Source organism: Streptomyces sp. NBC_01267, from assembly GCF_036241575.1.
In the GTDB taxonomy this organism is placed as follows: domain Bacteria; phylum Actinomycetota; class Actinomycetes; order Streptomycetales; family Streptomycetaceae; genus Streptomyces.
The window spans coordinates 321,964-345,924 of record NZ_CP108455.1 but is presented as its reverse complement, the minus strand read 5'-3'; the positions used below and the strand labels follow the sequence as shown (position 1 = coordinate 345,924).

General features: G+C 69.9%; 20 protein-coding genes. 8 read left to right on the top strand and 12 right to left on the bottom strand.

Going from position 1 to position 23,961, the window contains the following annotated elements; genetic code table 11:
- Positions 1-22: 22 nt before the first annotated feature.
- Positions 23-2,194, bottom strand: coding sequence for a hypothetical protein (locus OG709_RS01790; protein WP_329164494.1), 2,172 nt, complete (start codon positions 2,192-2,194; stop codon positions 23-25).
- Between the two features lie 64 nt (positions 2,195-2,258).
- The gene (locus OG709_RS01785) at positions 2,259-2,387 is read right to left on the bottom strand and encodes a hypothetical protein (RefSeq protein WP_284349619.1); all 129 of its coding nucleotides are present in this window, start codon (positions 2,385-2,387) and stop codon (positions 2,259-2,261) included.
- Positions 2,388-2,625: 238 nt separating this feature from the next.
- Between OG709_RS01785 and pip the strand changes: the two genes are divergently transcribed.
- Entirely contained in the window at positions 2,626-3,585 is a 960-nt protein-coding gene (pip, locus tag OG709_RS01780; RefSeq protein ID WP_250304933.1) for a prolyl aminopeptidase, read from the top strand.
- A gap of 3 nt (positions 3,586-3,588) precedes the next feature.
- Here pip and OG709_RS01775 read toward each other — a convergent pair whose 3' ends face one another.
- The gene (locus tag OG709_RS01775) at positions 3,589-3,960 is read right to left on the bottom strand and encodes a hypothetical protein (protein WP_266644608.1); all 372 of its coding nucleotides are present in this window, start codon (positions 3,958-3,960) and stop codon (positions 3,589-3,591) included.
- Between the two features lie 102 nt (positions 3,961-4,062).
- Here OG709_RS01775 and sigJ point away from each other — a divergent pair, with 102 nt between their 5' ends.
- On the top strand, positions 4,063-4,962 hold the full coding sequence (gene sigJ, locus OG709_RS01770; RefSeq protein WP_329164492.1) for an RNA polymerase sigma factor SigJ: 900 nt from the start codon (positions 4,063-4,065) through the stop codon (positions 4,960-4,962).
- 61 nt (positions 4,963-5,023) lie between these two features.
- On the opposite strand, the gene OG709_RS01765 is transcribed toward sigJ, so the two are convergent.
- Complete coding sequence (locus OG709_RS01765; RefSeq protein WP_266644610.1) at positions 5,024-5,827, bottom strand: sulfite exporter TauE/SafE family protein; 804 nt, start codon at positions 5,825-5,827, stop codon at positions 5,024-5,026.
- Between the two features lie 85 nt (positions 5,828-5,912).
- Here OG709_RS01765 and OG709_RS01760 point away from each other — a divergent pair, with 85 nt between their 5' ends.
- A complete protein-coding gene (locus OG709_RS01760; protein WP_250304937.1) occupies positions 5,913-6,695 on the top strand; it encodes an AraC family transcriptional regulator in 783 nt (260 codons plus the stop codon).
- A gap of 190 nt (positions 6,696-6,885) precedes the next feature.
- On the opposite strand, the gene OG709_RS01755 is transcribed toward OG709_RS01760, so the two are convergent.
- From OG709_RS01755 to OG709_RS01745, 3 genes are all read right to left on the bottom strand, one after another.
- Positions 6,886-8,430, bottom strand: coding sequence for an FAD-dependent monooxygenase (locus OG709_RS01755; protein ID WP_443068567.1), 1,545 nt, complete (start codon positions 8,428-8,430; stop codon positions 6,886-6,888).
- Positions 8,431-8,559: 129 nt separating this feature from the next.
- The gene (locus tag OG709_RS01750) at positions 8,560-9,189 is read right to left on the bottom strand and encodes an acyl-CoA-like ligand-binding transcription factor (RefSeq protein ID WP_329164488.1); all 630 of its coding nucleotides are present in this window, start codon (positions 9,187-9,189) and stop codon (positions 8,560-8,562) included.
- A 181-nt stretch (positions 9,190-9,370) separates the two neighbouring features.
- Complete coding sequence (locus OG709_RS01745; protein ID WP_250304939.1) at positions 9,371-10,954, bottom strand: hypothetical protein; 1,584 nt, start codon at positions 10,952-10,954, stop codon at positions 9,371-9,373.
- Between the two features lie 205 nt (positions 10,955-11,159).
- Here OG709_RS01745 and OG709_RS01740 point away from each other — a divergent pair, with 205 nt between their 5' ends.
- Positions 11,160-11,951: a sirohydrochlorin chelatase gene (locus OG709_RS01740; protein ID WP_329164486.1), complete on the top strand. Its 792-nt coding sequence runs from the start codon at positions 11,160-11,162 to the stop codon at positions 11,949-11,951.
- 141 nt (positions 11,952-12,092) lie between these two features.
- On the opposite strand, the gene OG709_RS01735 is transcribed toward OG709_RS01740, so the two are convergent.
- The 3 genes from OG709_RS01735 to OG709_RS01725 form a co-directional block, all read right to left on the bottom strand.
- Positions 12,093-12,284 (bottom strand): hypothetical protein, encoded by a 192-nt coding sequence (locus OG709_RS01735; protein ID WP_329164483.1) that lies wholly within the window; start codon positions 12,282-12,284, stop codon positions 12,093-12,095.
- A gap of 282 nt (positions 12,285-12,566) precedes the next feature.
- The gene (locus OG709_RS01730; RefSeq protein WP_250304942.1) at positions 12,567-13,382 is read right to left on the bottom strand and encodes a family 1 encapsulin nanocompartment shell protein; all 816 of its coding nucleotides are present in this window, start codon (positions 13,380-13,382) and stop codon (positions 12,567-12,569) included.
- A gap of 34 nt (positions 13,383-13,416) precedes the next feature.
- On the bottom strand, positions 13,417-14,388 hold the full coding sequence (locus OG709_RS01725) for a Dyp-type peroxidase (RefSeq protein ID WP_266644621.1): 972 nt from the start codon (positions 14,386-14,388) through the stop codon (positions 13,417-13,419).
- A 164-nt stretch (positions 14,389-14,552) separates the two neighbouring features.
- On the opposite strand from OG709_RS01725, the gene OG709_RS01720 reads away from it, so the two are divergent.
- Positions 14,553-17,075, top strand: coding sequence for an ATP-dependent Clp protease ATP-binding subunit (locus tag OG709_RS01720; protein WP_323136649.1), 2,523 nt, complete (start codon positions 14,553-14,555; stop codon positions 17,073-17,075).
- A gap of 121 nt (positions 17,076-17,196) precedes the next feature.
- Here the strand turns inward: OG709_RS01720 and OG709_RS01715 are convergent, their stop codons facing one another.
- Entirely contained in the window at positions 17,197-17,790 is a 594-nt protein-coding gene (locus OG709_RS01715) for an isochorismatase family protein (protein ID WP_250304944.1), read from the bottom strand.
- A 253-nt stretch (positions 17,791-18,043) separates the two neighbouring features.
- The gene (locus OG709_RS01710) at positions 18,044-18,571 is read right to left on the bottom strand and encodes a DUF1990 family protein (protein ID WP_266644622.1); all 528 of its coding nucleotides are present in this window, start codon (positions 18,569-18,571) and stop codon (positions 18,044-18,046) included.
- A gap of 254 nt (positions 18,572-18,825) precedes the next feature.
- On the opposite strand from OG709_RS01710, the gene OG709_RS01705 reads away from it, so the two are divergent.
- From OG709_RS01705 to OG709_RS01695, 3 genes are read left to right on the top strand one after another with little or no spacing between them, the layout of a single operon-like run.
- Positions 18,826-19,767 (top strand): ABC transporter ATP-binding protein, encoded by a 942-nt coding sequence (locus tag OG709_RS01705; protein ID WP_266644623.1) that lies wholly within the window; start codon positions 18,826-18,828, stop codon positions 19,765-19,767.
- On the top strand, positions 19,764-21,119 hold the full coding sequence (locus OG709_RS01700) for an ABC transporter permease (RefSeq protein ID WP_266644625.1): 1,356 nt from the start codon (positions 19,764-19,766) through the stop codon (positions 21,117-21,119). The genes OG709_RS01705 and OG709_RS01700 overlap by 4 nt, the downstream gene beginning before the upstream one ends.
- A gap of 4 nt (positions 21,120-21,123) precedes the next feature.
- Positions 21,124-23,892: a bifunctional YncE family protein/alkaline phosphatase family protein gene (locus tag OG709_RS01695; RefSeq protein WP_329164480.1), complete on the top strand. Its 2,769-nt coding sequence runs from the start codon at positions 21,124-21,126 to the stop codon at positions 23,890-23,892.
- The last annotated feature ends 69 nt before the right edge of the window (positions 23,893-23,961 follow it).

The following is a 23,961-nucleotide window of genomic DNA, read 5'->3' as shown; positions in this document are numbered from 1 at the left end:
TCGCCCGGGCCAACGGTAGCAGTCAGCCCGGGATCAGGGCACGCAGATTTTCCGGAGTGATCGTCCGGGAATCGGGGTGCAGGCCGTCCGGGCGTTCCATGCCGATGTAGGTGACGGGGCCGTCCGGGACCGTCGAGCCGTCCCACAGTGTGGTGGCCGTGGCACGGTCGGCCATCAGATCGATGAAATGACGAACCGTCAGGTACTCGCGCTCGACGATGCCGCGCAGCAGCGTGGCGACCGACACCCGGTTCTCCTCGACCCGGTTGGCGCTCGGGTTGCCCTGGAGGTACAGGTGGAGCCACTTGGCGCGCCAGCGGCCGTCGTGCCCGCGCAGGAAGGCCATCGGCAGCGCGACCCTGCCCGGCCCGCGGACCTCGGACTTCATGCGTACGGTGCGCGGCTCGAAGGGGCGGCCCCGCTGCTCGGCACCGCGCAGCATGAAGCCGAAGAACGACTCCTCGACGGTTTCGAAGCTCTCGCCCGAGAAGATGTTGACCTGCGGGACGATGAAGGTGCCACGCACGGCGTTCAGCCGCAGGTCGATGAACTCCGATGCGCCTTCGGGCGCTTCCGTGATGTCGCCGGAGTGTTCGCCCTCGACCTCGGTGAGGGCGGTGTACGAGAGCCAGCAGACTGTCGCGTACTCGGAGTCGAGCATCAGCGCCGACAGGTCGAAGTCGGTGTCGTGGCTCTTCTGCTTCCAGTGGACGAAGAAGCGCAGCAGTTCCCCCTCGACGGGCGAGAGGGAGCCACGTGGCAGCACGCCGAGTCCGGCAGCCGTCGCCTTGCCGCTGAGCGGCAGCGCGACATCGAGGATGTCGGGGTCGATGAGCAGGTGCCCCGGGTCGGGCAGGCGGCGGCGCGTCTCGGAGTCAAGGATGTCGATGAGGCGGATGCGCTCGGGCGGCAGCACGAGGGGGCGGTTGTCGGCGGTGACCCAGGCCCTGCCACGGCTGTTGACGAAGACGCGGCGCTCGCCGGTCTCCCGGGCCCGGTTGTGCAGGTGCTCGCGCACCGACAGCAGGACCCGGCCGGAGACCTGCGGAGCGACCTGTTCGGCGGCGGCTACGACAGCGTCGCGCTCCTCCTGGGTGAGGCACGTGCGCAGCAGCCGGTCCAGGGAGCGGAACAGTTTGCCCGGGGCGGCCGTCAGCAGACGCACCGCCCCGAGGATGTCGTTCGCGCCGAGCAGTTCTTCGAGGTGGCTGTCGAAGGACCGGGCCTCCTTCTCGCCGCGGGCGACGGCGAACACGTCGGCGGCGTACGGCCATTGCGGGTACTCGTGCGGGTGGAGGCGCTCACCGAGGCGCTTGAACGCCTCACGGTGCGTGGATACGTCGGCGAGTTTGGCGGGGGCCTTCTCGATCACCGAGTCGAGTCCGGCGAGCAGCGCGCGGCGGACCCGCCGGGCCGAGACCCGGAAGCGGGTCGGTTCCACGAGGGTCAGGTCACCGCCGGAGAGCGCACAGGCCAGCCGCAGCACGTCGGTGACGGTGTCCAGCAGGAGGTCCCGCCCGGCGTGCAGGCGGACGACGTTGATGACGGCGCGGTTCTCCCGTACGGGGATCGCCTCGGGCTGGGCGCTGTCCACGCAGTGCTCGGCCAGCGAACGGAGGCCGCGCAGACCCTCCTCGCCGAGTGGGGTGGTGCTGCCGGCCAGGGCCAGGTACAGAGCGGTGACCTCGTCGTCCGGGGCGCCGCCCAGATGCAGGACCGTCGTGCGGTCGCCCGCGGCGGCGATCAACTCGTCGTGAGCGGCCAGCATCTCGGCGTACGTGTGCTGGTAGGTGCCGTACGAGGGCAGGGTCAGCAGGTCGACCACACCGGTACGGAGCTGGGCGAGGGTGCCGTCACGCGAGGCGTCGTCGGCGAGCGCCTCGGCGATGCACCGCGTCCAGAAGTCGAAGGTGTCCGGCACGTTGGCGGGGAAGTCGAGGAAGTAGACGTTGTGCTGGACGTGGGCACCGGTGATCTCGCGGACGTTCTCCAGCGTGCGCGTGGCGGTGTCGACGACGGTTTCCTCGGACAGCCCCGACAGATGCTCCAGCAGGGCCGACGAGAGCTTGAAGCCCACGGACATCAGCGCGACATCGAACTGCCGCGCCGCGACATCGCCGTGCCCGGCAGGTCCGGAGGGGGCGGGCAGACGCCGAGCGTGCCGGATGACCAGGGGTTCGAGAGGATGGGACATCCGGGCATGTTCCCAGAACTCCGTGGGGCGGCGCATGCGGGTTTTCGAACGCAGCGCGACGGGTTCAGACGGAGCCGAGCGGCGGGGGCGCCTGGAAGATGCGGCGCAACCACTCGTCGAGGGTGACGAAGTCCGATCCGATGAGGCCCTGGCATGGGTCGACACGATGGCGCAGGGCATGTCCACCGGTCACCGCTGCACGAGAGTGGCTCGTCCTGGGAGCAGCGTTCCCCTCGACAGTACGTCGGCGACGCAGGTGGCAGTACGGAGATGTCGGCCGGGCGCGCGACCTGCCGGTTTCCCGGCAGGCGGCCTGACGCCCATTTCGGAGATGGGCGGGGTGAGCGCGAACGCCAGCGCAACGCCTGTTTCCACAAGGCGTGTTGAAAGGGAAGGCGCTCAACCACGATCGTTCTGTAGGGTCGACGCCCATGGTTGATTTCTACCCTCCCACCAGCCCCTACGACCATGGATTTCTCGACACCGGAGACGGCAACCGCATCTACTACGAGCAGCTCGGGAACCCTGAGGGCAAGCCTGCCCTGAACATTCACGGAGGTCCGGGCGGGGGAGCGCCGCGGCGGCCGACGAGGGCCTGGGACCCCGAGTGCTACCGCGTCATCCGCTTCGACCAGCGGAACTGCGGCCGCAGCACCCCGCACGCCGGCGACCCGGTGGCGGACATGAGTCTGAACACCACGCAGCACCTGATCGACGACATGGAGCGGCTGCGCGAACACCTGGGCATCGAGCGGTGGCTGCTGAACGGCGCCTCCTGGGGGACGACCCTCGCCCTGGCATACGCGCAACAGCACCCCGAGCGGGTCAGCGAGATGGTCGTCCAGTCGGTGACGACGGCCCGCCGCACCGAGATCGACTGGCTCTACCGGGGCGCCGGGTGGTTCTACCCCGAGGCGTGGGACCGGTTCCGGGACGGCGTCCCCGAGGCCGAGCGCGGCGGCGACCTGCTCGCGGCCTACGCGCGCCTGATGGAGCACCCCGACCGGTCGGTCCGGGAGAGGGCCGCTGCCGATTGGCTCGCCTGGGAGGACGCCGTCATCTCGAACGAACCCAACGGTGTACCCGGCATGTACAGCGATCGCGACATCGAAGCGCAGATCGCGTTCGTCCGGATCTGTGCCCACTTCTTCAGCAACGGTGCGTGGCTGGAGGAGGAGCAACTGATCCGGGACGCACACAAGCTGGCCGGTATCCCGGCGGTGCTGGTCCATGGCCGGCACGACATGGGCTGTCCGGTGCAGACGGTGTGGGAGCTGGCGAAGGTGTGGCCGGGCGCGCGGCTCCACATCATCGAGGACTCGGGGCACTCCGGGAGCGACACCCTGGGGGAGACGGTCCGGGCGGCCATCGAGGAGTTCAAGCACCGGTGATCCTCAGTGTGTGTGGCGCCGCGTCAGCGCCAGCACGCTCAGTCCGAACATCAGGACACCCAGGGGGAGATGGACCGACGGTATGTGCGCGATGCCCAGCACGACCTGGACCGAGGCGAGGACGAGGAAACCGGACGCGTGCCAGACGGGCCGGGGCGACCCGCCGCCCGGCTTCCACGCCAGCACCGCCGCGAGCACGTACAGCATCGACGCCCCGTACATCACACGGGCTCCGGCACTGTGCAGCGTCTCTCCGTACGACGAGGTCAGCAGCAGTCCGGCGGAGACCGCTTGAAGGAAGATGGTGAGCGTCTGCAGGGCGATCGCGATCTGCAGAAACGAGAAGCGCCGTTGTGCCGTCGCCTGGGTTGCCATGCCTCGGTCCTCTTTTCCGCCCGGAGGGCGGTAGATCGATAAGGTCTCACCAGCCCGACGACGCGGGCGTGCGAAAGGTAAGGCGAGGGGGCGGTCGGGAGCATGGGGACGGCTGGGACGAGCACCGACGGGACGGCCGGTGAGCGGCGCCAACTGATCAATGTCGCCTACCGGTTGCTCGGTTCGCTGGCCGAGTCCGAGGACGCCGTACAGGAGGCCTACGCGCGCTGGTACGCGCTGCCACGGAGCCGGCAGGACGAGATCGTGTCCCCCGGCGCCTGGCTGACGACGGTGACCGGCCGCATCTGCCTGGACGTGCTCGGCTCGGCGCGGGCCCGGCGCGAACGCTATGTCGGCGCATGGCTGCCCGATCCGCTGCCCGACCACGCCGAGCGGGACCACGGCCATGACACCGACCCGGCCGCCCAGATGGTTCTGGACGAATCGGTGACCATGGCCTTCCTCGTCGTCCTGGAGTCGATGACACCCGCCGAGCGAGTGGCATTCGTCCTGCACGACGTCTTCCGGTACCCCTTCGCCGAGATCGCCGGCGTCCTCGGCCGGACCCCAGCGGCCTGCAAGCAGCTCGCGGCCTCCGCCCGGCGGCGGGTGCGCGTCGAGCGGACTCCGGTGACGGCGGCAGGGCAGGCCGGTGTGGTGCGGCAGGTCAAAGAGGCATGGGAGACCAAGGACATCGCGGCCCTCGTCGAACTCCTCGACCCGGCCGCCGTGATGACCGCCGACGGCGGCGGCCTGGTCGGTACCGTCCTGCGCCCGATCGAAGGCGGCGCGCGCATCGCCCAGTACATGGTCGCCATCGCCGACAGGGCTCCGGGCCTCGAACTCCTGGAGCGGTCGGTCAACGGTGTGCCGGGCCTGGTGGCCCAGCGTGCGGGCGCCGTCATGACCGTTGCCTCGTTCGATGTCACCGACGGGCGCGTCACCCGGATCTGGGCGGTCCGCAATCCGGAGAAACTGCGGCCGTGGGTGCGGGACGAGTAGGACTTCTCCGGCGGACCAGGGTCGGACAAGCTCTGGACCGACGGACCGACGGACCGACGGCCTAGACCGGGAGCAGCATCGCGACCGTCACCGTGGCGAGCAGCCCCGTGTACGCCCAGGCGTAGGTGCGGTCGGGGATCCGCGGCGGGCGCCGCCGCAGCACCGCGATCACGGGCAGAGCCCCGAGGAGCAGCGCCGAGGCGGCGCGGAGGTCGATGAGACCCACCAGGTGCACGTGCGCGTCCGCGGCGGCCGGGACCGCGGCGCCGCCCAGGGACAGTGCGGTGGCAGGCAACGCGATGGCGAGGGTCAGAGGGTTGGCCAGCGCCGTCGCCACGTGCATCGTGTGCCCGGCCCGCCGCATCGCGGGAACGGTCATGACGCTGCCTCCCACGCCGAGGAAGGCGGCGACCGCGCCGACCGGCGCACCGAGGACGGCCGGCAGCGGACGCGGAGCTTCGGAGGCCGCCTCGGCCCGGGTGCGCGGGCGCAGGAAGCCGGGCCGCAGGAGCAGGTCGGCAATGGTGAGAACGATGTACGCGACGAACGCCCAGCGGGCCGGACCGGCCGGGGTGAAGCGGGTGGCGAGCGAGCCGGCCGAGGCCCCGACCGCCAGCAGCAGGAGCAGCGGGCCGCTGCCGCGGAGGGCGAGAAGCACCCGCCGCGGTGTGACGGCCGTCGCGAACCCCGCGTTCACCACCATCACCAGGGCGGAGGTGGCCGTCGCCACCCGCATCGCGTCCGCGCCGAGCGTGGCGTCCACCCACACCACGACCGGCACCGCGACGAACCCGCCGCCGAAACCGAACAACACGGTCGTCACTCCGGTGAGGAGCCCGATCCCGATCAATCCCACAACGTCCATGGGTTCCACTTCACCAGCCCCCACAGGCTTCCCGCATGCGATGGTCGGCACCATTCCTTCGCGTCTCGGCCAGTAGAATGGCCGGGTGAAGAACGTCTCGCTGGACGGCGTCGACCACGTCGACCGGGCCGTCCTGCCGATCGGCACCGACTACCCGCCCGGCCATGTACTGGACTGGCACGAGCACCGGCGCGCGCAGTTCCTCTACGGCGCCACCGGCGTCATGGTCGTCGACACCGCCGAGGGCAGCTGGACCGTCCCGCCCGAGCGCGCCGTACTGATTCCGGCCGCCACCCGGCACCGGGTCCGCATGATGGGGGTGAGTACCCGGAGTCTGTACATCGAGCCGGACGCCGTCCCCTGGTGGCCCGTCTCCTGCACGGTCGTGGACGTTTCGCCGCTGCTGCGCGAACTGCTCCTGGCCGCCGTCGAGTTCGAGGCCGACTACCGCCTTTCCGGGCGCGAGGGAAGCATCGCCGCGCTCCTCCTGTACGAGATCGCCGAGCGCTCCCCGCTCCCGTTCCACGTCGGGATTCCCGCCTCCGCGGATCTCGCGGGGCTCTGCCGCGCGTACCTGGCAGCCCCCGATGCCGGCGTCACCAACACCGGGTGGGCCGCGAGGGTGGCCATGAGTGAACGGGCCTTCACCCGGCGCTTCCGCTCCGAGACCGGTGACAGCCCCGCCGCCTGGCGGGCCCGCGCCCGTCTGCTCGCGGCCGTCCCGCTGCTGCGCACCGCCTCGGTCAGCGAGGTCGGCGGCCGTCTCGGCTACGCCTCTCCCGCCGCGTTCACCGCTGCCTTCACGCGCGCCTTCGGGATGCCCCCGTCCCGCTTCGCCGCGACCCGCCAGGGCAGCCGCAGCTCCTGACGGCACCCCGACGTTCCGGGCCCGGCGAAGATCGACCGGACAGGTCCTGGTCGTCGAGCAGCCGCCACGCGATGAGGGCGAGTCCGGCCCGTGCCCACCCGGTGGACCCGGTGACGGGAACTTCCGGGCGGGGAACGCCTCATAGGTGGTACCGGCGTTCGTCCTGCCGCCCGGGGCCCCTCGTCGACCCTCAGGTCGTTCCGAGGGGTTCCGGCTCGCAGCGGGCGGGTTCGGTGACGCCGAACCAGGGCTGGGCGGCTGTCCGGAGGGCGTCCGGGTCGGCCGGGTCGGGGTGCGGCAGGGCTGTTGCCCATGCCACGTAGCAGTCGGGGCGCAGCAGCAGGGCGGTGACCGCAGGGGCGGCGGGCCCGGGTTGCGCGGTGACGATGTCCACCTGATCGCGGCAGTGCGCGAACGCCTGCGCGACTGATGCGTCCTCGGTCAGGTCGAGCAGCAGTGGCCGTGCGCTGGTGGTGAGTTCCGCCAGCCGGACCGCACCGGCCGGAGTGCTCAGTTCCATGTCCGGTACGAACCGGCCGACCAGGGGGTGGGCGTCGGGCCCGCCCATGGCGTAGCGGATGTCGGTGCCCGCCGTGAGGTCGGCGAGGTGCTGGACGGTGCTCGGGTGGCCGAGAAGTTCGGTGAACAGCTCACGCAGCGCGGTGACGTCGCTGCCGGGGGCGCTCAGCGCGCTCTGCGCCTGGGCGTTGACGACCATGCGGTGGGCCGCTTGCCGGCGCTCGGTCTCGTAGCTGTCGAGCAGTTCGGGCCCGGCGTTGCCGAGGACGGCGGCGGCGAGTTTCCAGCCGAGATTGACCGCGTCCTGCAGACCCAGGTTGAGCCCGGGGCCGCCCCCTTCGGCGTAGACGTGGGCTGCGTCGCCTACGAGGAACACACGACGGTCCCGGAAGCGCTCGGCGACCCGGGTGTTGCCGCCGGTCAACCGGCGCAGCACGTGCGGTCCCTCACCGGTGGGCGGGCTCAGGGGCAGATCTGCGCCGAGTACGCGGTGGATGCTCGCCCCGAGTTCGTCGAGGCTCATCGGCGCCTCGGTCCTGGGCTGGTCCCACTCGGTGGTGCTGACCAGCGGCGGGTGACCGGGGAAGGGCGCGTAGGAGAACCCGCCGTGCTCGGTGCGGTGGGACAGGAACGGCAGGACGGGTCCGTAGCCGGGCACGTTCAGGGCACCGGTCGTGGGATCCACCCATGTCGCCGGTACCGTGGCGTGCGCCGTGCGGGTGGTCCTGCGGTCGTAACTGACGCCGGTGAAGCCGATACCGGACAGCTTGCGCGTGACGCTGCGCGCCCCGTCCGCCCCGACGACGTAACGGGCCCGCAGCCGGTACGTCCCGTCCGTCCCCGCGATGTCCACGGTCGCTGCCGTGTGGTCCTGCGACAGGCCGACGACCTCGTGTCCCCGCCGGAATTCCACCCCGAGTTCGGCCGCCCGCCCCTGAAGGACCTGGACGATGTGCTGCTGCGGCGCTGCCAGACCGTGGACGGGACTGTCCTGCAGCAGGCTCAGGTTCAGGCCCATCGCTGCGAACATGAAGTAGGCCGAGTTCGGCTGCGGCGGCCCGGGTTCGCCGCTGATGCGCTCGTACAGCCCTCGGTGGTCGATCATCCTGACGACCTGGCCGAGCAGCCCGTTCGCCTTCGGCTCCTCGCTCGGCACGGACAGTTTTTCCAGTACGACCGGCCGAATTCCGGCCAAGGCCAGTTCGCAGGCGAGCATCAGCCCGTTCGGGCCGCCTCCGACGATGACGACATCAGTGATCACCAGCGTGTCTCCTTCTGGACGGGTGGAGAAGGGCAGGACGGATCAGCCCGGCACCGACCGGGCGGGATCGGACTTCCTGTCGGCTCAGGAGGCGGGAAGGCCCGCCGCGATCCGTTCGAACACCTCGCGCAGCACCGGGGCGAGCGGGGTGGGCGGATCCGCCCGCAGACAGTGCTCCACGGCCACGGCGCTGCCCGCGCCGATCACCGCGGCAACGAGCTTCGGGTAGACGTCATGGGTGACGTCGGTACCGGTGCGCTCGGCGACGGCCTTGGCCAGTTCCTCCTGTGCGGACGCGTTCGCCTTGACGACCTCCCCGTGCAGGGCCGGTTCGGCCAGCATGAGCCGGAGCCCGTCCGTCCAGCGTTGGTCATGGGCGGAACCCGCGCCGGTTCCGCCCTGCGGGACGAACTGGGTCCGCACGGCGTGGGCGATCGAGTCCCACAAGGGCTCGGTGGCCGGCCGCGCGCGCAGTGAGTCGGCGATGCACAGCATGCGCTCCAGGTGGCCGGCGGCGATCGCCTCGGCCTTACCGGAGAAGTAGTTGCGGAAGGTGCGTACGGACACGTTCGCCGTGGCGGCGATGTCCTCCACCGTCACGTTGTCCCACCCTCGCTGGACGCACAGCCCGATGGTGGCCCGGCTCAGCGCGACGCGGGTCTCCCGCTTCTTGCGCTCCCGCAGTCCGATGCGGGCGTCGTCTCCCTGTGTCATGGAGCCACCGTAAACAAACGTTGCCGAATGGGCAAGTTTTCCGATGCGGCAAAATTCCGCCGTGTCCCGCGAACCTGCCCCGGGTGGGGGCGCGCCGCGGTCGCCCTGGCGGGTCAGGTTCCGGGCGGGGGGACGTCGCGGGCCGGGTCGACCCGTACAAGAAGGGTGTCGGTGTTGTGCCTCAGCTCTCGGGAGTGGGAACGAAGATCCCGGTGCGTCCGGTGAGCTGTCCGCGAAGATGTCCGTCTGTGCTCTCGGCTCCGGTGAGCCAGTCGGCATCGGCCAGGGGGTCGAGGAGCGCCGTCAGCTCTCCCGGGGCATCAAGGGCGCAGAACGTGGCGACTTCGGTCAGGGGCAGGCCGGGGGCGGCGAGTTGTCCGTCCGACCGGGCGTGCGCAGCCGTGTAGAGCGCGAGGAGGCGGGCTGCGGCCGGGGCGTTCTTCTTGCGCATCTTCTTGTCGCTGACGATGCGCTGGGCCCAGCCCGAGATCCGTGGGCGAGCGGCTTTGCTGAGCGCGAGGGGCGCCGCGGCGCCGGGCAGGAAGTCGGGCAGCGTGATCTGGACAGGTTCTTCCGCTCTGGCGGTGAGTACCGTCTCGGGCGCAGCGGTGAGCTGGAGCCAGCCGGTGTCCTGGAGTTCGGCCAGGATGGCCAGCGGGTCGCTGATGCGCCAGCTGGTCAGGTCCTGGCCGACAATGTTGCCGATGCCCCCGCGGGCGGAGCGCAGGGTGAACATCAGGGCCACCAGGCGGGCCTCGGGGGTGGTGCCGATCCGCCGGTCGGTGAGGTACGCCAGGACTCCGCGGGCCGCGCGCCCCTGACCGGCGGTCAACAGCCGCTCCTTCACTACGACTGCGGCCTCGGTCGTGGGGTCGGCGTCCGGGGCGGGCGCCGGTCCGGGGAGATGGACCTCGCGGTTACGACGGGCCTGGTGCATCTCCCGTGTGGTGCGGGCGGCGTCCCGCGCCCTGCTGGCCTCGGCCCGAAGCCCGACATCACCGGCGACGTCGGCCCACTGGCCGAACGCGACAGCCTTCCTCTCGTGCAGGGCGGCCAGGTGCTCCAGATCGATCACCTCGCCGGACTGGTAGGCCCGGAACTCGTCCCCCAGCGCGAGGAGTTCGTCCCGCAGGGCTGACGGGGTGAGGTTGGCGGGGATCGTGCGCTGGGCGATCTTCCCCGCTCTCCTGGCCGCCCGGGGCCGTACGACGGTCCGTGTGTTGGTACGGGCGGCCAAGGTGTGCGGCTGAGGCGCCCGGTCCGACGTCGGCGCGATGAAGCCGCCCGGTGCGACCCCCGGCCGCTGGGACGGTGCGGCTTCGGGAGCGGACCCCGAGACCGGGGCGGGGGTGGGCGCGGTGGCCAGGACCCGGCAGTCCGGGACCGAGGCCGCACACCGGCTGCAGATTTCCGCGAGACGCCACAGCCGGCCCTGCCGGTCGGTGGTCACTGCCAGCACCACCGCGCCCCCGCACCGCGATCCCGGCACGGCAGCCTGGGACCGTCGCGGTGCCTCGGCGCTGTGCCAGGAGCACTCGGCGGCTCGGCAGGCACAGTACGCACCGGGCCGGGGGCCACCGGACGCCGACAGGTGGGCTCTGATGTGGGCGACAGCAGCCTCGCGCCCCTGGCGGGCGGTGGCATGACTCTGCGGGCGGCATGCGGGCCGACTGCAGACGAGCACGACCGCCGGTGCCCGGTGACGACTGTCGGGGTCCAGGCGTACCTGCCACATCCGGCCGGTCGGAGGCTGAGCCGTCGTCATGTCACGTTCCCCTGCGAATAGCTGAGCATGAAGGTAAACCACCCTATCCACTCGATGCCCTGTCACCTTGCAGTTCCGCAAAACCCTCCGCAGGGACCAATCCGGACACGGACCACGGGGTCGGGGGCGGCCGACCCGTTCATCACGGACAGTAGGCTCTTCATCACTCATTGGATCCATGCCTGCATACGAGAGTGGTACGACAGTGACCAACCTGATCGAGACGCCGCACCCACAGGTCGCGGAGTCGGCCGGCATCGCGATGCTCCTGTTGGCGCACGGCAGCCTCGACCCCCAGTCGCAGGAGTCCACTCGTACGCTCGCCCGCGCGGTCAGGCTGTCACGGGCCTGTCGGGTCGAGGTCGCGTATCTTCGGTACGCCCGCCCCAGGGCCCGTCACGTGGTGCGCACGCTCGCCGAGACGGGACACGATCGTGTGATCGTGGTGCCGCTGCTGTTGACGTCTGCTTTTCACGCCCGGGTCGACCTGCCCAGGGCGCTGTCCGACACGTCGGCCCTGGTGCCGATCGTGACGCCGGTGTTGGGCAGTTCTCAGGGGGTGCCCGACGGGCGGCTGGTAGCGGCGCTGCGGCGTCGCCTCGTCGAGTTGAACGTCGCGTTCGACGCAGTGGTGGTCGCTGCTGCGGGCAGCAGCGACCGTGGCGCGTATGCCTCGGTGACCGCAATGGCGTCCGCGTTGGGTGCGGACCTCGGTCTGCCGTGCCTGGCCGGTTTCGCGTCGACCGCTTCGCCGACGCCCGGGGAAGCGGTGGCGCAACTACGCCTCGCGGGTGCGAGCCGGATCGTGGTCGCGTCCTATTGCTTTGCTCCTGGCCTGCTGTTCCGCCGGGCGGCCGACTCGTCGACCGCAGCCGGAGCGGTGGGCGTCTCCGAACCGCTGGGTGACGCACCGGAATTGGTGGAGCTCGTGCTGGAACGGTTCCATGAGGCCTGCGATGTGCAGGCCGGAACGAGGGTGTCAACTGAACAGCAGTGACAAGACTTTCCTGACCTGTGCGGCCTTCGCGTAGCCGGGGCATCGCGCAATGATCGAGCTGAGGAAGTCGTACCCGGTACTATCGGGCAGATGCGGGACGCGGTCGCTCCGCTGCTCAGTTGAGTGCCCTGTTGCCGGACCTCAGCCGTCGTTCTGCGTTTCAGCCTTCCCGCGTGTCGATGTCCCAGGATTCGCGGGGGCGTCGACCGCCCTCCGGTCCTCTTCGGTACGTTCCTCGAGTTCGACCTCGTCCGGGCGCAGAGGCATGCCCCGCCCGTGGCCGGAATCGGGATTTCCTTCGACGGCCTCTTGTGACTTGTGGTGATGTGCCATGTCTTCTCCCGGTTGTCGATCTTACGGGCCGGTGCCCATGCCGTAAGGGGAGATGATCGGTGGTGGGCAGCGCCTGATCTCAGGGCGAGGTGTCACCGACCGTTCGGGACCGGGCGCCTTCACGTGTGGCCGGTGGGCTTCGTTCGCTGAAGCCGGCACGCAGTTCCCGATGCCGAGGGCTGTACCCACTCAATCGCGTCAGGTACGGCTCTGCAACCGGGAAGGATCCAGGCGGCGGGGCAGCCGAACTCGGCTGGAGCTGTGGGTATGTCCCCGCAGGGGTTACACCCTCGCTGTCGCGGGCCCGATGGCGACGACGGCTTCGTCCGTGTGGACGAGGAAGGTCAGCGTTTCCTGGAAGTAGAGCTGGACGTTGGCCGCGTCGTGCGAGTGGTAGCCGATGGACAGGTCCTGGCCGAGCTGAAGGGTGAAGTCTCCGCCGCGGGTGGACAGCAGGAAGGCGCCGTCGATCGCCGGAGCCCAGACGATCTCGCCGTCCAGCAGGCGTCGCAGGTGCTCGTGGATCGGGTAGCCGTGATCCGATGTCTCGCTCACCGCCGTGTATGCGTCGGCGCTCAGGGCCAGCGTGTAGGCGCCGCCCACCCCGGCCAGGCGTAGCTCGCTGACGGCATGGCTGATCACATCGGGGTACTCCCGGGGGTCTTCGGGCAGCGTCAGCGCCGGATTGCTGGAGGCGGCGCGCAGGCCGGTGATACCCGCCGCGGGGAATCCTTCGAACACGGCGCGGTCCTCGGCGAAGGCGATGAGCCGAGCGGCCTCCTTCACCGGGCCCCAGTCCGCGTCCTGCGCGCCCCGGGCAACGGCGTCGGCCTGCCGGCGCTCGACGGTGAACGGCACCTGCAGCTGAACCACCGGCTGGCTGCGGCGCAGCTGTGCCCGCACGCCGGAGGCCGGTGCCTCGATGTCGTCCAGGTGGCCGGTGTTGACAGCCGCCAGATCCAGGCCGGCGGCCGTCTCGGGTACGTCCACGATGCGGCGGGCTGCGACGTGCCGGGTGAACGTACGCCGGGCCTCCTGTTCCAGGTCGGCCCAGGCGGCGGCGGAGATCGGGGCGAGCTCGCGGTGCAGGTTGTCCATGGCGGCGGTGCTCCTGTTGCTTGTTAGGGTCCTGTCAACGGTTCTTCAGGTCGCCGATGTCGAGGGAACCCTGGGCCAGGGCGGGCAGTTCGTCCTCGTCCGACATGTCCTCCAGGAAGCCGGCCGGGGGCGCGTAGAAGAGCGTTCCGGTGATAGCGGTGGAGAAGTCGAGGATGCGGTCGTGGCTGAACGGCCCGTCGCCGAGGAACATGTGGCGCAGCATCTCCTCGGTCACTGCGGGGGTGCGGGAGTAGCCGATGAAGTAGGTGCCGAACTCGCCGCTGCCGGGGCTGCCGAAGGGCATGTTGTCGCGCAGGATCTTCCGCTCGGTTCCGTCCTGGTCGGTGATGGTGTTGAGCGTGACGTGCGAGCCGAGGGTGTCGATCTCGACGTTGGTGAGCTTGCGGCGGCCGATGATCTGCTCCTGCTGTTCGACCGGTAGCTGGTTCCAGGCGTCCAGGTCGTGCAGGTACTTCTGGACGATCACGTAGGAGCCCCCGGCGAAGTCGGGGTCCTCCGTGCCGACGAGCACGCTGTCGGCGGCCAGCTGCCCGACCGGGTTCTCCGTGCCGTCGACGAACCCGAGCAGGTCGCGCCGGTCGAGGCAGGTGAAGCCGGATACCTCGTCGGCGAGGGCGACCGAGCCACGCAGCCGGGTCATGATCTCGGAGCCGAGAAGGAAGCAGAGGTCCTGGCGGGTGGCTCGGATGTGGAAGAGCAGGTCTCCCGGGGTCGCCGGCGCATGGTGACGGGGGCCGCGCAGTTCCGGGAAGGGGTGCAGTTCTGCCGGGCGCGGACCCTCCACGAGGCGGTCCCAGACCTCGGAGCCGAGCCCGGCGACGACACTGAGATGACCGTCAGGATGCCCGAAGCCGACTGCTCGTTGCATTCCCGTGAGGTCCGCGAGCAACTCCCGGACGACGGGCTCGCCGCCCGGGTCGACGGTGAGAACCAGGAAGAGGGAAGAGGTGGTCAGCGGATCGAGTACGGGTTGGGGTTCGGGCATGTACATCATCCTGGCACGGGTGCGATTCCGACGGGCGGGTGAGCGGGCGATGGATATGGCCGAGTGTGCCCTGTTCATCCCCCTCTCGGGGCCGGGAAGCCCGGGGGGTGCGATTGACCTAGACTCCGACAAAGGGAAAAAGGGGGATGAGGAGGGCATTTCTCATGTCATTTCCGCCTATAGGCCCCAGTGGATCCTTCGGGGCATCGGATCCGTTCTCCGATCTGCTCAACCGCTTCTTCGGCATGTCCGCGGCCTCTTCGCCGCCCGCTGTGCAGCGCGTCCCGATCGGACGGCTGCTGACCGAGTCCTCGCGTGAATTGATCGCACGAGCGTCGCAGAAGGCAGCTCAGGACGGCAGTGAGGATCTGGACACCGAGCACCTGCTCTGGGCGGCCACCCAGGTCGAACCCTCGCGCTCACTGCTCGCCCGCGCCGACGCGAACCCCGACGAACTCGCCAGAGAGATCGAGGACTCGCTGCCCGCGGGCTCCAGCACCCCCTCGGCCGAACCGGGGCTCAGCCCCGCTGCCAAACGGGTGCTGATCGATGCACATACCCGCTCGCAGGCCGCCGGGTCCTCCTACATCGGCCCTGAGCACATCCTGCAGGCGCTGTTCGACCCCGGCAACGACCAGGCCGCGAGCGTTGCCCAGAACCTCGGTGTCGACACCGGCCGGGTCACCCGCGACGCGAAGACCGCCGCCCTCAGCGAGACCGGGCAGCCCCCCAGCGAGACGCCGACCCTCGACGAGTACGGCCGCGACCTGACCGCCGACGCCCACGCCGGCGGCCTGGACCCGGTCGTCGGCCGGGCCGAGGAGATCGAGCAGACCGTCGAGATCCTCTCCCGCAGGTCCAAGAACAACCCCGTGCTCACCGGCGAACCCGGTGTCGGCAAGACCGCCATCGTCGAGGGCCTGGCCCAGCGGATCGTCGCCGGAGACGTCCCGAAGACGCTGGAGGGCAAGCGGGTCGTCGAACTCGACCTGGCCGGGCTGGTTGCCGGTTCCAAGTACCGCGGTGAATTCGAGGAACGCCTGAAGAAAGTCATCGACGAGGTGACTTCGGCCTCGGACAAGGTGATCCTCTTCGTGGACGAGCTGCACACCGTCGTCGGGGCCGGTTCGGGCGGTGAGGGTGCCATGGACGCGGGCAACATCCTCAAGCCCGCCCTCGCCCGCGGCGAACTGCACCTCATCGGCGCCACCACGCTCGACGAGTACCGCAAGTACGTGGCGAAGGACGCCGCACTGGAGCGCCGCTTCCAGCCGGTACAGGTGCCCGAGCCGAGCGTCGACGAGACCATCCAGATCCTGGAGGGCCTGCGCGACAGCTACGAGGCGCACCACCAGGTCCGTTTCGCCGACGCGGCGCTGGTGGCCGCTGCTGAGCTGTCCGACCGGTACGTCTCCGACCGTTACCTGCCCGACAAGGCAATCGACCTGATGGACCAGGCCGGCGCCCGGGTACGCCTGCGCTCGCGTGGCAAGTCCAAGGAGGTCCAGGACCGCGAGGACCGCCTGGCGCGACTCAGCAGGGAGAAGGACGAGGCCGTCAAGGGCGAGGAGTTCGACCGGGCCCAGGGACTCAAGCAGCAGATCGGCGAGTTGGAGAACGAGATAACGGAGGTCGAGGAGCGTCGTGAGGGTGTCGTCGCGGTCACCGAGCACGACATCGCTGACGTCGTCGCCCGCAAGACCGGCATCCCCGTCGCGCAGCTGACGGAGAGCGAGAGGGAGCGACTGCTCAAACTGGAGGACGCCCTGCACGACCGCGTGGTCGGTCAGGGCGAGGCCGTCCTCGCCATCTCGCAGGCCGTACGCCGCAGCCGGGCCGGCATGGGCGACCCGGACCGGCCGGTGGGCAGCTTCCTCTTCCTCGGGCCCACCGGCGTCGGCAAGACCGAGCTGGCCAAGGCCCTGGCAGGCCTGCTCTTCGGCGACGAGGACCGGCTGGTCCGCTTCGACATGAGTGAGTTCCAGGAGAGGCACACGGTCTCCCGGCTGGTCGGCTCCCCGCCCGGATACGTCGGTTACGAGGAGGCCGGACAGCTCACCGAGAAGGTCCGCCGCCAGCCGTACAGCGTCGTCCTCTTCGACGAGGTGGAGAAGGCGCATCCGGACGTCTTCCACACGCTGCTGCAGGTCCTCGACGACGGCCGGCTCACCGACGCGCAGGGCCGGACCACGGACTTCCGCAACACCGTGGTCATCCTGACCAGCAACATCGGCTCACAGCTGATCCTTGCCCACAAGGGTGAGGTGGACGAGATCAAGGACGAGTTGATGACGGTGCTGCAGGGCCAGTTCCCTCCCGAGTTCCTCAACCGCCTCGACGAGACGATTGTCTTCCACGCGCTGACCGAGGAGGACCTGTCCAGCATCGTCGACCTGCTGCTGGAGCAGAGCCGGCGGCGGGTGCGGGCCCAGGGCTTCGAGCTGGAGGTCACGGGGGCGGCGAAGAAGCTGCTGGTCGCCCGCGGCTACCGGCCCGAGTTCGGCGCCCGTCCACTGCGCCGGACGATCCAGACGGAGCTGGACAACCGCATCGCCACGATGATCCTCGCGGGGGAGGTCGAGAAGGGAGACACGCTCGTCGCCGATGTGGCCGACGAGACACTGCAGGTGACGGCGCGTCATCCGGAGGCGGAACGGCCCGAGCAGGAAGCCCGCGCTGCTGCGTAGTCACGTCGGTGCGGCAGCAGGAACTTCCCATGCCCGGGGCAGTCGGCAGATCCTCACCCGCCTGCCCCGGGCCGGGCATGGGCAGGCGACCCGACGCGGGAGGCAGTGGCCGAGCGGGGGACTATTCCGGTGCCGGCGTCTCGCCGGACACGTCAATGCCTGCCCGGCGGAAGTCGTCCACGGCGGCAGTCGTCGTGTGCGGCGCGACCCCGACCGAGTAGTCGAGACGTACCCGGGCACGGAACCCCGCCGCGACGGCATCCAGCGCGGTGGCACGCACGCAGTGATCCGTGGCGATGCCCACCACGTCGACATCCTTGACCCCGCGGGAATTCAGCCAGTCCGCCAGGGAGGTTCCGTCCGCGTCCGCACCTTCGAAGCCGCTCTTGGAGGCGCTGCGGGCGCCCTTGAAGAAGACGGCCTGCACCTTGCCGTCCGTGACGACGGGTGCGAAGTGGGGGTGGAACTCGCTGCCTTCGCCACCTGCCACGCAGTGCACGGGGAAGCTGTCCCGGTAGTCCGGGTTCTCGGAGAAGTGGCTGCCCGGATCGATGTGATGGTCCCGCGTGGCGACTACGTACTGGTAGTCACGCCCCGCGCTCTGCTCCACCAGATCGGCGATCGCCGAGGCGATGCGCGCGCCTCCCGCGACGGGGACGCTCCCTCCTTCGCAGAAGTCGTTCTGTACATCCACGACGATCAAACCACGGCTCATGACGGACACCTTTCACAACGGTGGATGGAGCACGGGGAGGGGGCGACGGCCCGGGGGTGGGCACTCGGCTCCCGCCGGCCGGTGCGACGGCGGTCAGGCGATCCGTACCGGCGAGCCAAGAGATAGCGGCTCGGCGCCCCTCCGCCCATCCATCCACTCGTTGGTGGGCGTGCCCGCGCCGGGGGTGACGTCCCGGCGGTGCATCAAGGCCTGCCGCACCGGATCGGTGCACGTTCCGGTGGGACGGGTCGTGTCAAGACGTGGCGGTCGCTCCACCCTGCGCAGCCAGCCGCCGCAGCACCCGCCCGCACCGGCGGGCGTACGCCCGCTGGAACACGGGGACCAGAGAGCCGGCCGCTCGGGCCCACCAAGCGTCGGGACGGCTGAAGGCGGAGACGGTCAGCCACACGACGCCGTCGTCCCGCCTCTCGACGACGAACGCCTCTTCACCGCATTCGGGATGACCCGGCAGGGTGCCGTACGCGAACCCCACGCGCCGGGGCTCCTGCGCGGTCCACACCACACGGCACGGCGCCCGAAGACGCCAGGAGCCCATACCGAGCCCCACGACCACCCGCGCACCCTCGATCGCCACCGGTGCCTGCGTTTCCATGGACACGCCCACTGCCCGGTGCATCCGCCAGCTCAACACGGCTTCGCCGGCCCTCCGCACGAGGTCTTCTCCCGTACCCAGCCGGGTACTCACCCGCAACGGCTGGAAGCCCTCGGGGCAGCGTCCTTCTCGGCTCGCGCCTACCTGTGCGTAGGTGAATTGGTCCACGACCGGACCGTACAGGGCTCGACGGGCCGGCACGGGCCCGGTATCAGGCAGGCGAGGACCAGTTGAGATCTGACGCATCATCGGATTCGGGTGCGTTCCGTGGACGTGATGGGGCGCGAACCGGACAAACGGACGGAAGTCGTCGGCGTGGCTGCAGCCGGTCGTCTCCCGTTCCTCAATCGTTCAACTCGCCGTCCCTGAGCGGGATATGCGCCGAATCTAGGGTCCTCGGAGGTTCTTCAGGGAAGGGACTCATGGACGCACTCCTCGCGATCCGGGCTCGCGGGATCACCAAGTCCTTCGGCGATGTCGTCGCGCTCGACGGCATCGATCTGGATGTGGCACAAGGGCAGATCCACGGCTTGGCCGGACCGAACGGCGCGGGCAAGACGACCTTGCTCGGTCTTCTGCTGGGTCTGGCCGTCGCCGACAGCGGTCGCCTCGAAATCCTCGGTACGCAGGTCGGGCGGGCGCTCGCCGCTCCCGGCAGCATCTCCGGTTTCGTGGACGGGCCGGGTCTCTACCCCTCGCTCACCGCCCGGCAGAACCTCGCCGCGCTGGCCGCCCTCCGAGGCCGCGACGCGCGAACGGCGGGGATCGACGACGTACTCGACCAGGTCGGGCTCACCGATGTCGCCGACGACAGGGCCCGCGGCTTCTCCCTGGGCATGCGTCAGCGGCTCGGGCTGGCCGCCGCACTGCTCACCAAGCCCCGCCTGCTCGTGCTCGACGAACCTTCCAACGGTCTCGACCCGGCCGGCAAAAGACACGTGCACGGTGTCCTCGACCGGCTCGCGTCGGAGGGAACCAGCGTCGTGCTGTCGAGCCACCGCATGGACGACCTGGAGGCGCTGTGCTCCGAGGTCACCATCCTCGCCACCGGACGGGTCGTCTTCTCCGGACCCCTGGGCAAGCTGGCCGCGGAGAACCGCGAACTCGACTACCGGGTCATCACCTCCGATCCGCCGGCCGCTCGCCGGCTGGCCGCCGACACGACCGGGATCCGGATCGTCGACGACACGGCGGCACGGTCCGACACCGAGGTGCTCCTCGTGCGCGCCTTGGCGCCCGCCCTTGACGAACTGGTGGTGAAGCTCGTGCACGCGGGCATCGCGCTGCGCGAGCTGGCCCCCGTGGTGTCGCCGCTGGAGGCCGCGTTCCTCGCACTGACCGAGCAGCAGGAGGCAGGCCGATGACCGCGACCGTCACCGAGAACGTCACGGTCGCCACCGCCAAGGTGTCGGTGGCGCGCGGCTACCGCTTCGAGCTGGTCAAGCTGGTCTCCCAGTGGCGGATCCGCTTGCTGGTCCTCGCCTGCTGGATCGCGCCGGCGCTCTTCGTCGCCGCCGTGAGTCAGCAGAGCTCGCTCCCCGTCGACACCCTCTTCGGCCGCTGGATGCACGCCACGGGATGGGCCGGACCGCTGGTGACGCTCGGTTTCGCGGGCACCTGGGCACTTCCGCTGCTCACCTCGGTCGTCGCCGGCGATGTGTTCGCCGCCGAGGACCGGCTCGGCACCTGGCGCCACCTGCTCGTGGCCGTCCGGTCGCCTCGACGGATCTTCGTGACGAAGACACTCGCCAGCCTCACCGTCATCCTGCTCCTCGTGGCAGGACTGGCCTGTTCCAGCGCGGTCGGCGGATTGCTGACGGTCGGCAACCAGCCGTTGGCCGGCCTGGACGGCCACCTGCTGACGCCCGGCGACGCCGCGGTCAAGGTCCTGCTCGCCTGGGTCTGCGTACTCGCCCCGACCCTGGCCCTCGCCGCCGTCGGACTCCTCGGGTCCGTCACACTCGGACGGTCCCCGATGGGGCTGCTGCTGCCCGCACTCGTCGCGCTCGCGATGCAGCTCGCGCAGATGCTGCCGCTCCCCGTTGCCGTGCGCCTCGCCCTGCCCGGCTACGCCTTCATCGCCTGGAACGGCCTGTTCACCGGCCCCGGCCGAATCGGCCCGCTCCTGATCGGCATCACGGTCAGCCTGGTATGGGCCGTGACCGCGACGGTGCTGGCCTACTTCCTCTTCCTGCGGCGGGACTTCACCAACCCGACCGACGACGGTTCGCCGCGCCGGGCGATCACCGCCGGAGTCCTCCCGCTCGCCGCACTGGCAGCGGTGACGGTCGGGGTGGTCGCCGGAACTACGACGGCCACGGGTTCCGGCATCGAGCAGGCGAAGGTGCAGCGCTCGGTCGCCACGGCGTTCGCCCACCTGTACCGCATGCAGACCGAGCAGCTCAACCGTCCTGCCGTCACCGAAGCGCAGCTGAAGGCCACGGCGACGTGCACCAAGGGCAACGTCTCGGACGGTGCCCAGGGGCCGGGCAACGACTGGCGCTGCGTCGTTTCCTGGCACCTCCCCGACGTCGAGGCCACAGGGACGGCCGTCTACCAGCTCGACGTCGCTCCGGACGGGCGGTTCGTGGCCGATGGCGACGGACCGAAGGAAGTGAACGGCTACTTCCTGGTGCGGACCCCGAACGGGGACACACCGAACCCGCTTTGGCAGTTCGACGCCGATGTCGGACTGCTCGGCACCACGAAGGGATGACTCCATGCAGGTAACACGCCGCCGCAGGCATGTCGAGGAGGGCCGACCCGGCCTTCTCGGCAGACGCATCCTCGGCAGACGCATCGGCCGGATACCCGTGGTGACGGCAGGCATCACCGCTGTCGCCGTCGCTGCCGCGGGCACCGCCTTCGCCCAGACACAGCAGTTCGGCACCGATCAGGTCGGCCGGACCACCCGTCAGGGCCAGGTCATCTCCAGCGACCAGTACATCGCCCCGTACGGCGACCGTCTCGCCCTCGACAACGGCAAGATCATGTCGTCCTCGGTCAGCCCGGACGGCACCCACCTCGCGGCCTCGGTCACCGACGGCGGAGCCGCGCTGTCCATCGTGGACCTGAAGAACTGGAAGGTGCAGCAGCTCGTCAGCAACGCCGCGTCGTCGAACCCGCGCATCAAGGGCAACGACGTGGGCCAGGAAGGCCCCACGTACTCGCCCGACGGCAAGCAGCTGTGGCTGGGTCAGACCGACGGCTACACCAGGTTCACCGTGAACCCGGACGGCAGCGTCGCCGACCCGACGTACGTCAAGATCCCGGCGGACGGTCCCAGGCACGCGCTGGTGGCCGCGGCGGTGTTCTCACCCGACGGCGCCACCGTGTACTCCGCGGTCAACGGCCAGAACCGGGTCGTCGCGATCGACGCGGCGACCGGGGCCATCCAGCAGAGCTGGGCCGTGGGCAACGCCCCGCGCGGCATGGTCGAGGCCGGCGGCAAGCTCTACGTCAGCAACGAGGGCGGGCGTCCGGCGAGGCCCGGCGAGACCACGGTCAACTCCTACAACACCCCCGTGCCGGCCGACCCGGTGACCGCTGCCACCACCACCGGCACGGTCAGCGTCATCGACCTGAAGAAACCGGCTGCCGCCGTCGGGAGTATCAGCGTCGGTCTGCACCCGACCGCGATGTACGCCAAGAAGGGGGCGGTGTTCGTCACCAACACCGCCACCAACGACGTGTCGGTCATCAGGACCGCCAACGACAAGGTCGTGCAGACCATCGCCACCCGGCCGTGGCCGGAGGCGTCGGTCGGGTACGAACCCGACGCGGTGACACTCACCGACGACGGCCACCTGCTCGTGACACTCGGCCGCGCGAACGCGGTCGCCGTCTACCGGTACATGGGCCCGCAGGAGCCGGTCAGCTACGTCGGCCTGCTCCCGACGGACTACTTCCCCGCAGAGATCGCCACCGTGGGCAGCCAGGTGGTGGTCTCCCACACCCGTGGCATCGACGCCCGCCGCACCACCTCCGGAGCCGGACACAGCACCCATGACACGACGTCGAGCCTGACGCGGTTCACGCTGCCCGACGACCGGACCATCAAGTCCGAGACGGCCAAGGTCTTCAAGCAGAACGGCTGGACCAACGGCTCCGTCAAGGTGGCGAAGGGCAAGAGCAGGGCGAAGCCCGTACCGGTCCCCGCGCGGCTCGGCGACCCCTCGACCATCAAGCACGTCTTCCTGATCGTCAAGGAGAACCGGACCTACGACCAGGTACTCGGCGACATCCCGAAGGGCAACGGCGACCCGTCCCTGACCCAGTTCGGTGAGAACGTGACACCGAACCAGCACGCACTCGCCGAGCAGTTCGGTCTGTACGACAACACCTACGACATCGGCACGAACTCCGCCGAAGGTCACAACTGGCTCATGCAGGCCGACAACCCCGAATACACGGAGTCCTCGGCCGGTGAGTACCTGCGCAGCTACGACACCGAGGACGACGCCCTCGGCCACCAGAAGAGCGGCTTCCTCTGGACCGGCGCGCAGGCGGCCGACAAGTCCGTACGCGACTTCGGCGAGTTCCAGCAGTTCCTGACCAAACCCGCGGGCGCCAGCTGGCAGAACCTGTACTGCGACAGCAAGAACATGGCGGCGACCGGGAAGGGCACTGCCTACCCCCTGGTCTCGTCCTCGCCGATCCCGTCGCTCAACGACGTCTCGGTGCACGGCTTCCCGAAGTTCGACACCAGCGTCCCGGACGTCTACCGGCAGGAGATCTGGAAGCAGGACTTCGAGAAGAACGGCCCTGCGAACCTGAACATGTTCTGGCTCTCCAGCGACCACACCGGCGGACCGGCGAACGCGGCATCCCAGGTCGCGGACAACGACCTCGCCGTCGGCAAGATGGTCGACGAGATCTCGCACAGCACGTACTGGAAGGACTCGGCGATCTTCGTGGCCGAGGACGACTCCCAGGCGGGCCTCGACCACGTCGACGGCCACCGCGCCCCGATCCAGGTCATCAGCCCCTACGCGCAGCACGGTGTCGTCGACAGCCACTACTACTCCCAGATCACGATGATCCGCACCATCGAGCAGATCCTCGGGATCCACCCGATGAACCAGAAGGACAGTGCGGCCACCCCGATGACCGGGGCGTTCACGAAAAAGGCGAACCTCGCCCCGTTCAACGCCCTGGCCAACCGGACATCGCTGACCGACGGTCTGGCGACCCCGCCCTCCTGCGGCCTGGACACCCCGGCTCCGCAGAACCCGAAGGCGGCGGCCGTGCCCTCGGCGAAGGTGCCGGCGGACATGCAGCCGCTCGCTTCGCAGTGGGACCACTGGAAGTCGCAGCAGCGGCTGACCGGGCCCAACGCCGTGGCCGACTATGCGAACCCCGCACAGATGAACCACTTCACCTGGTACCAGACACACAACTGGAAGCGGGCCTACCCCGGCGAGGAGAAGATCTTCGCGCCCCAGGACGTGCCGGGTGCGTACATCCCGTCGGCGGAGTCCGACGGCTGACCTGATCGGATCGCGTCAGAAGGGCCCCTGGCCGGCGGCAACGTCGGTCAGGGGCCGCTTTTCCGCTTC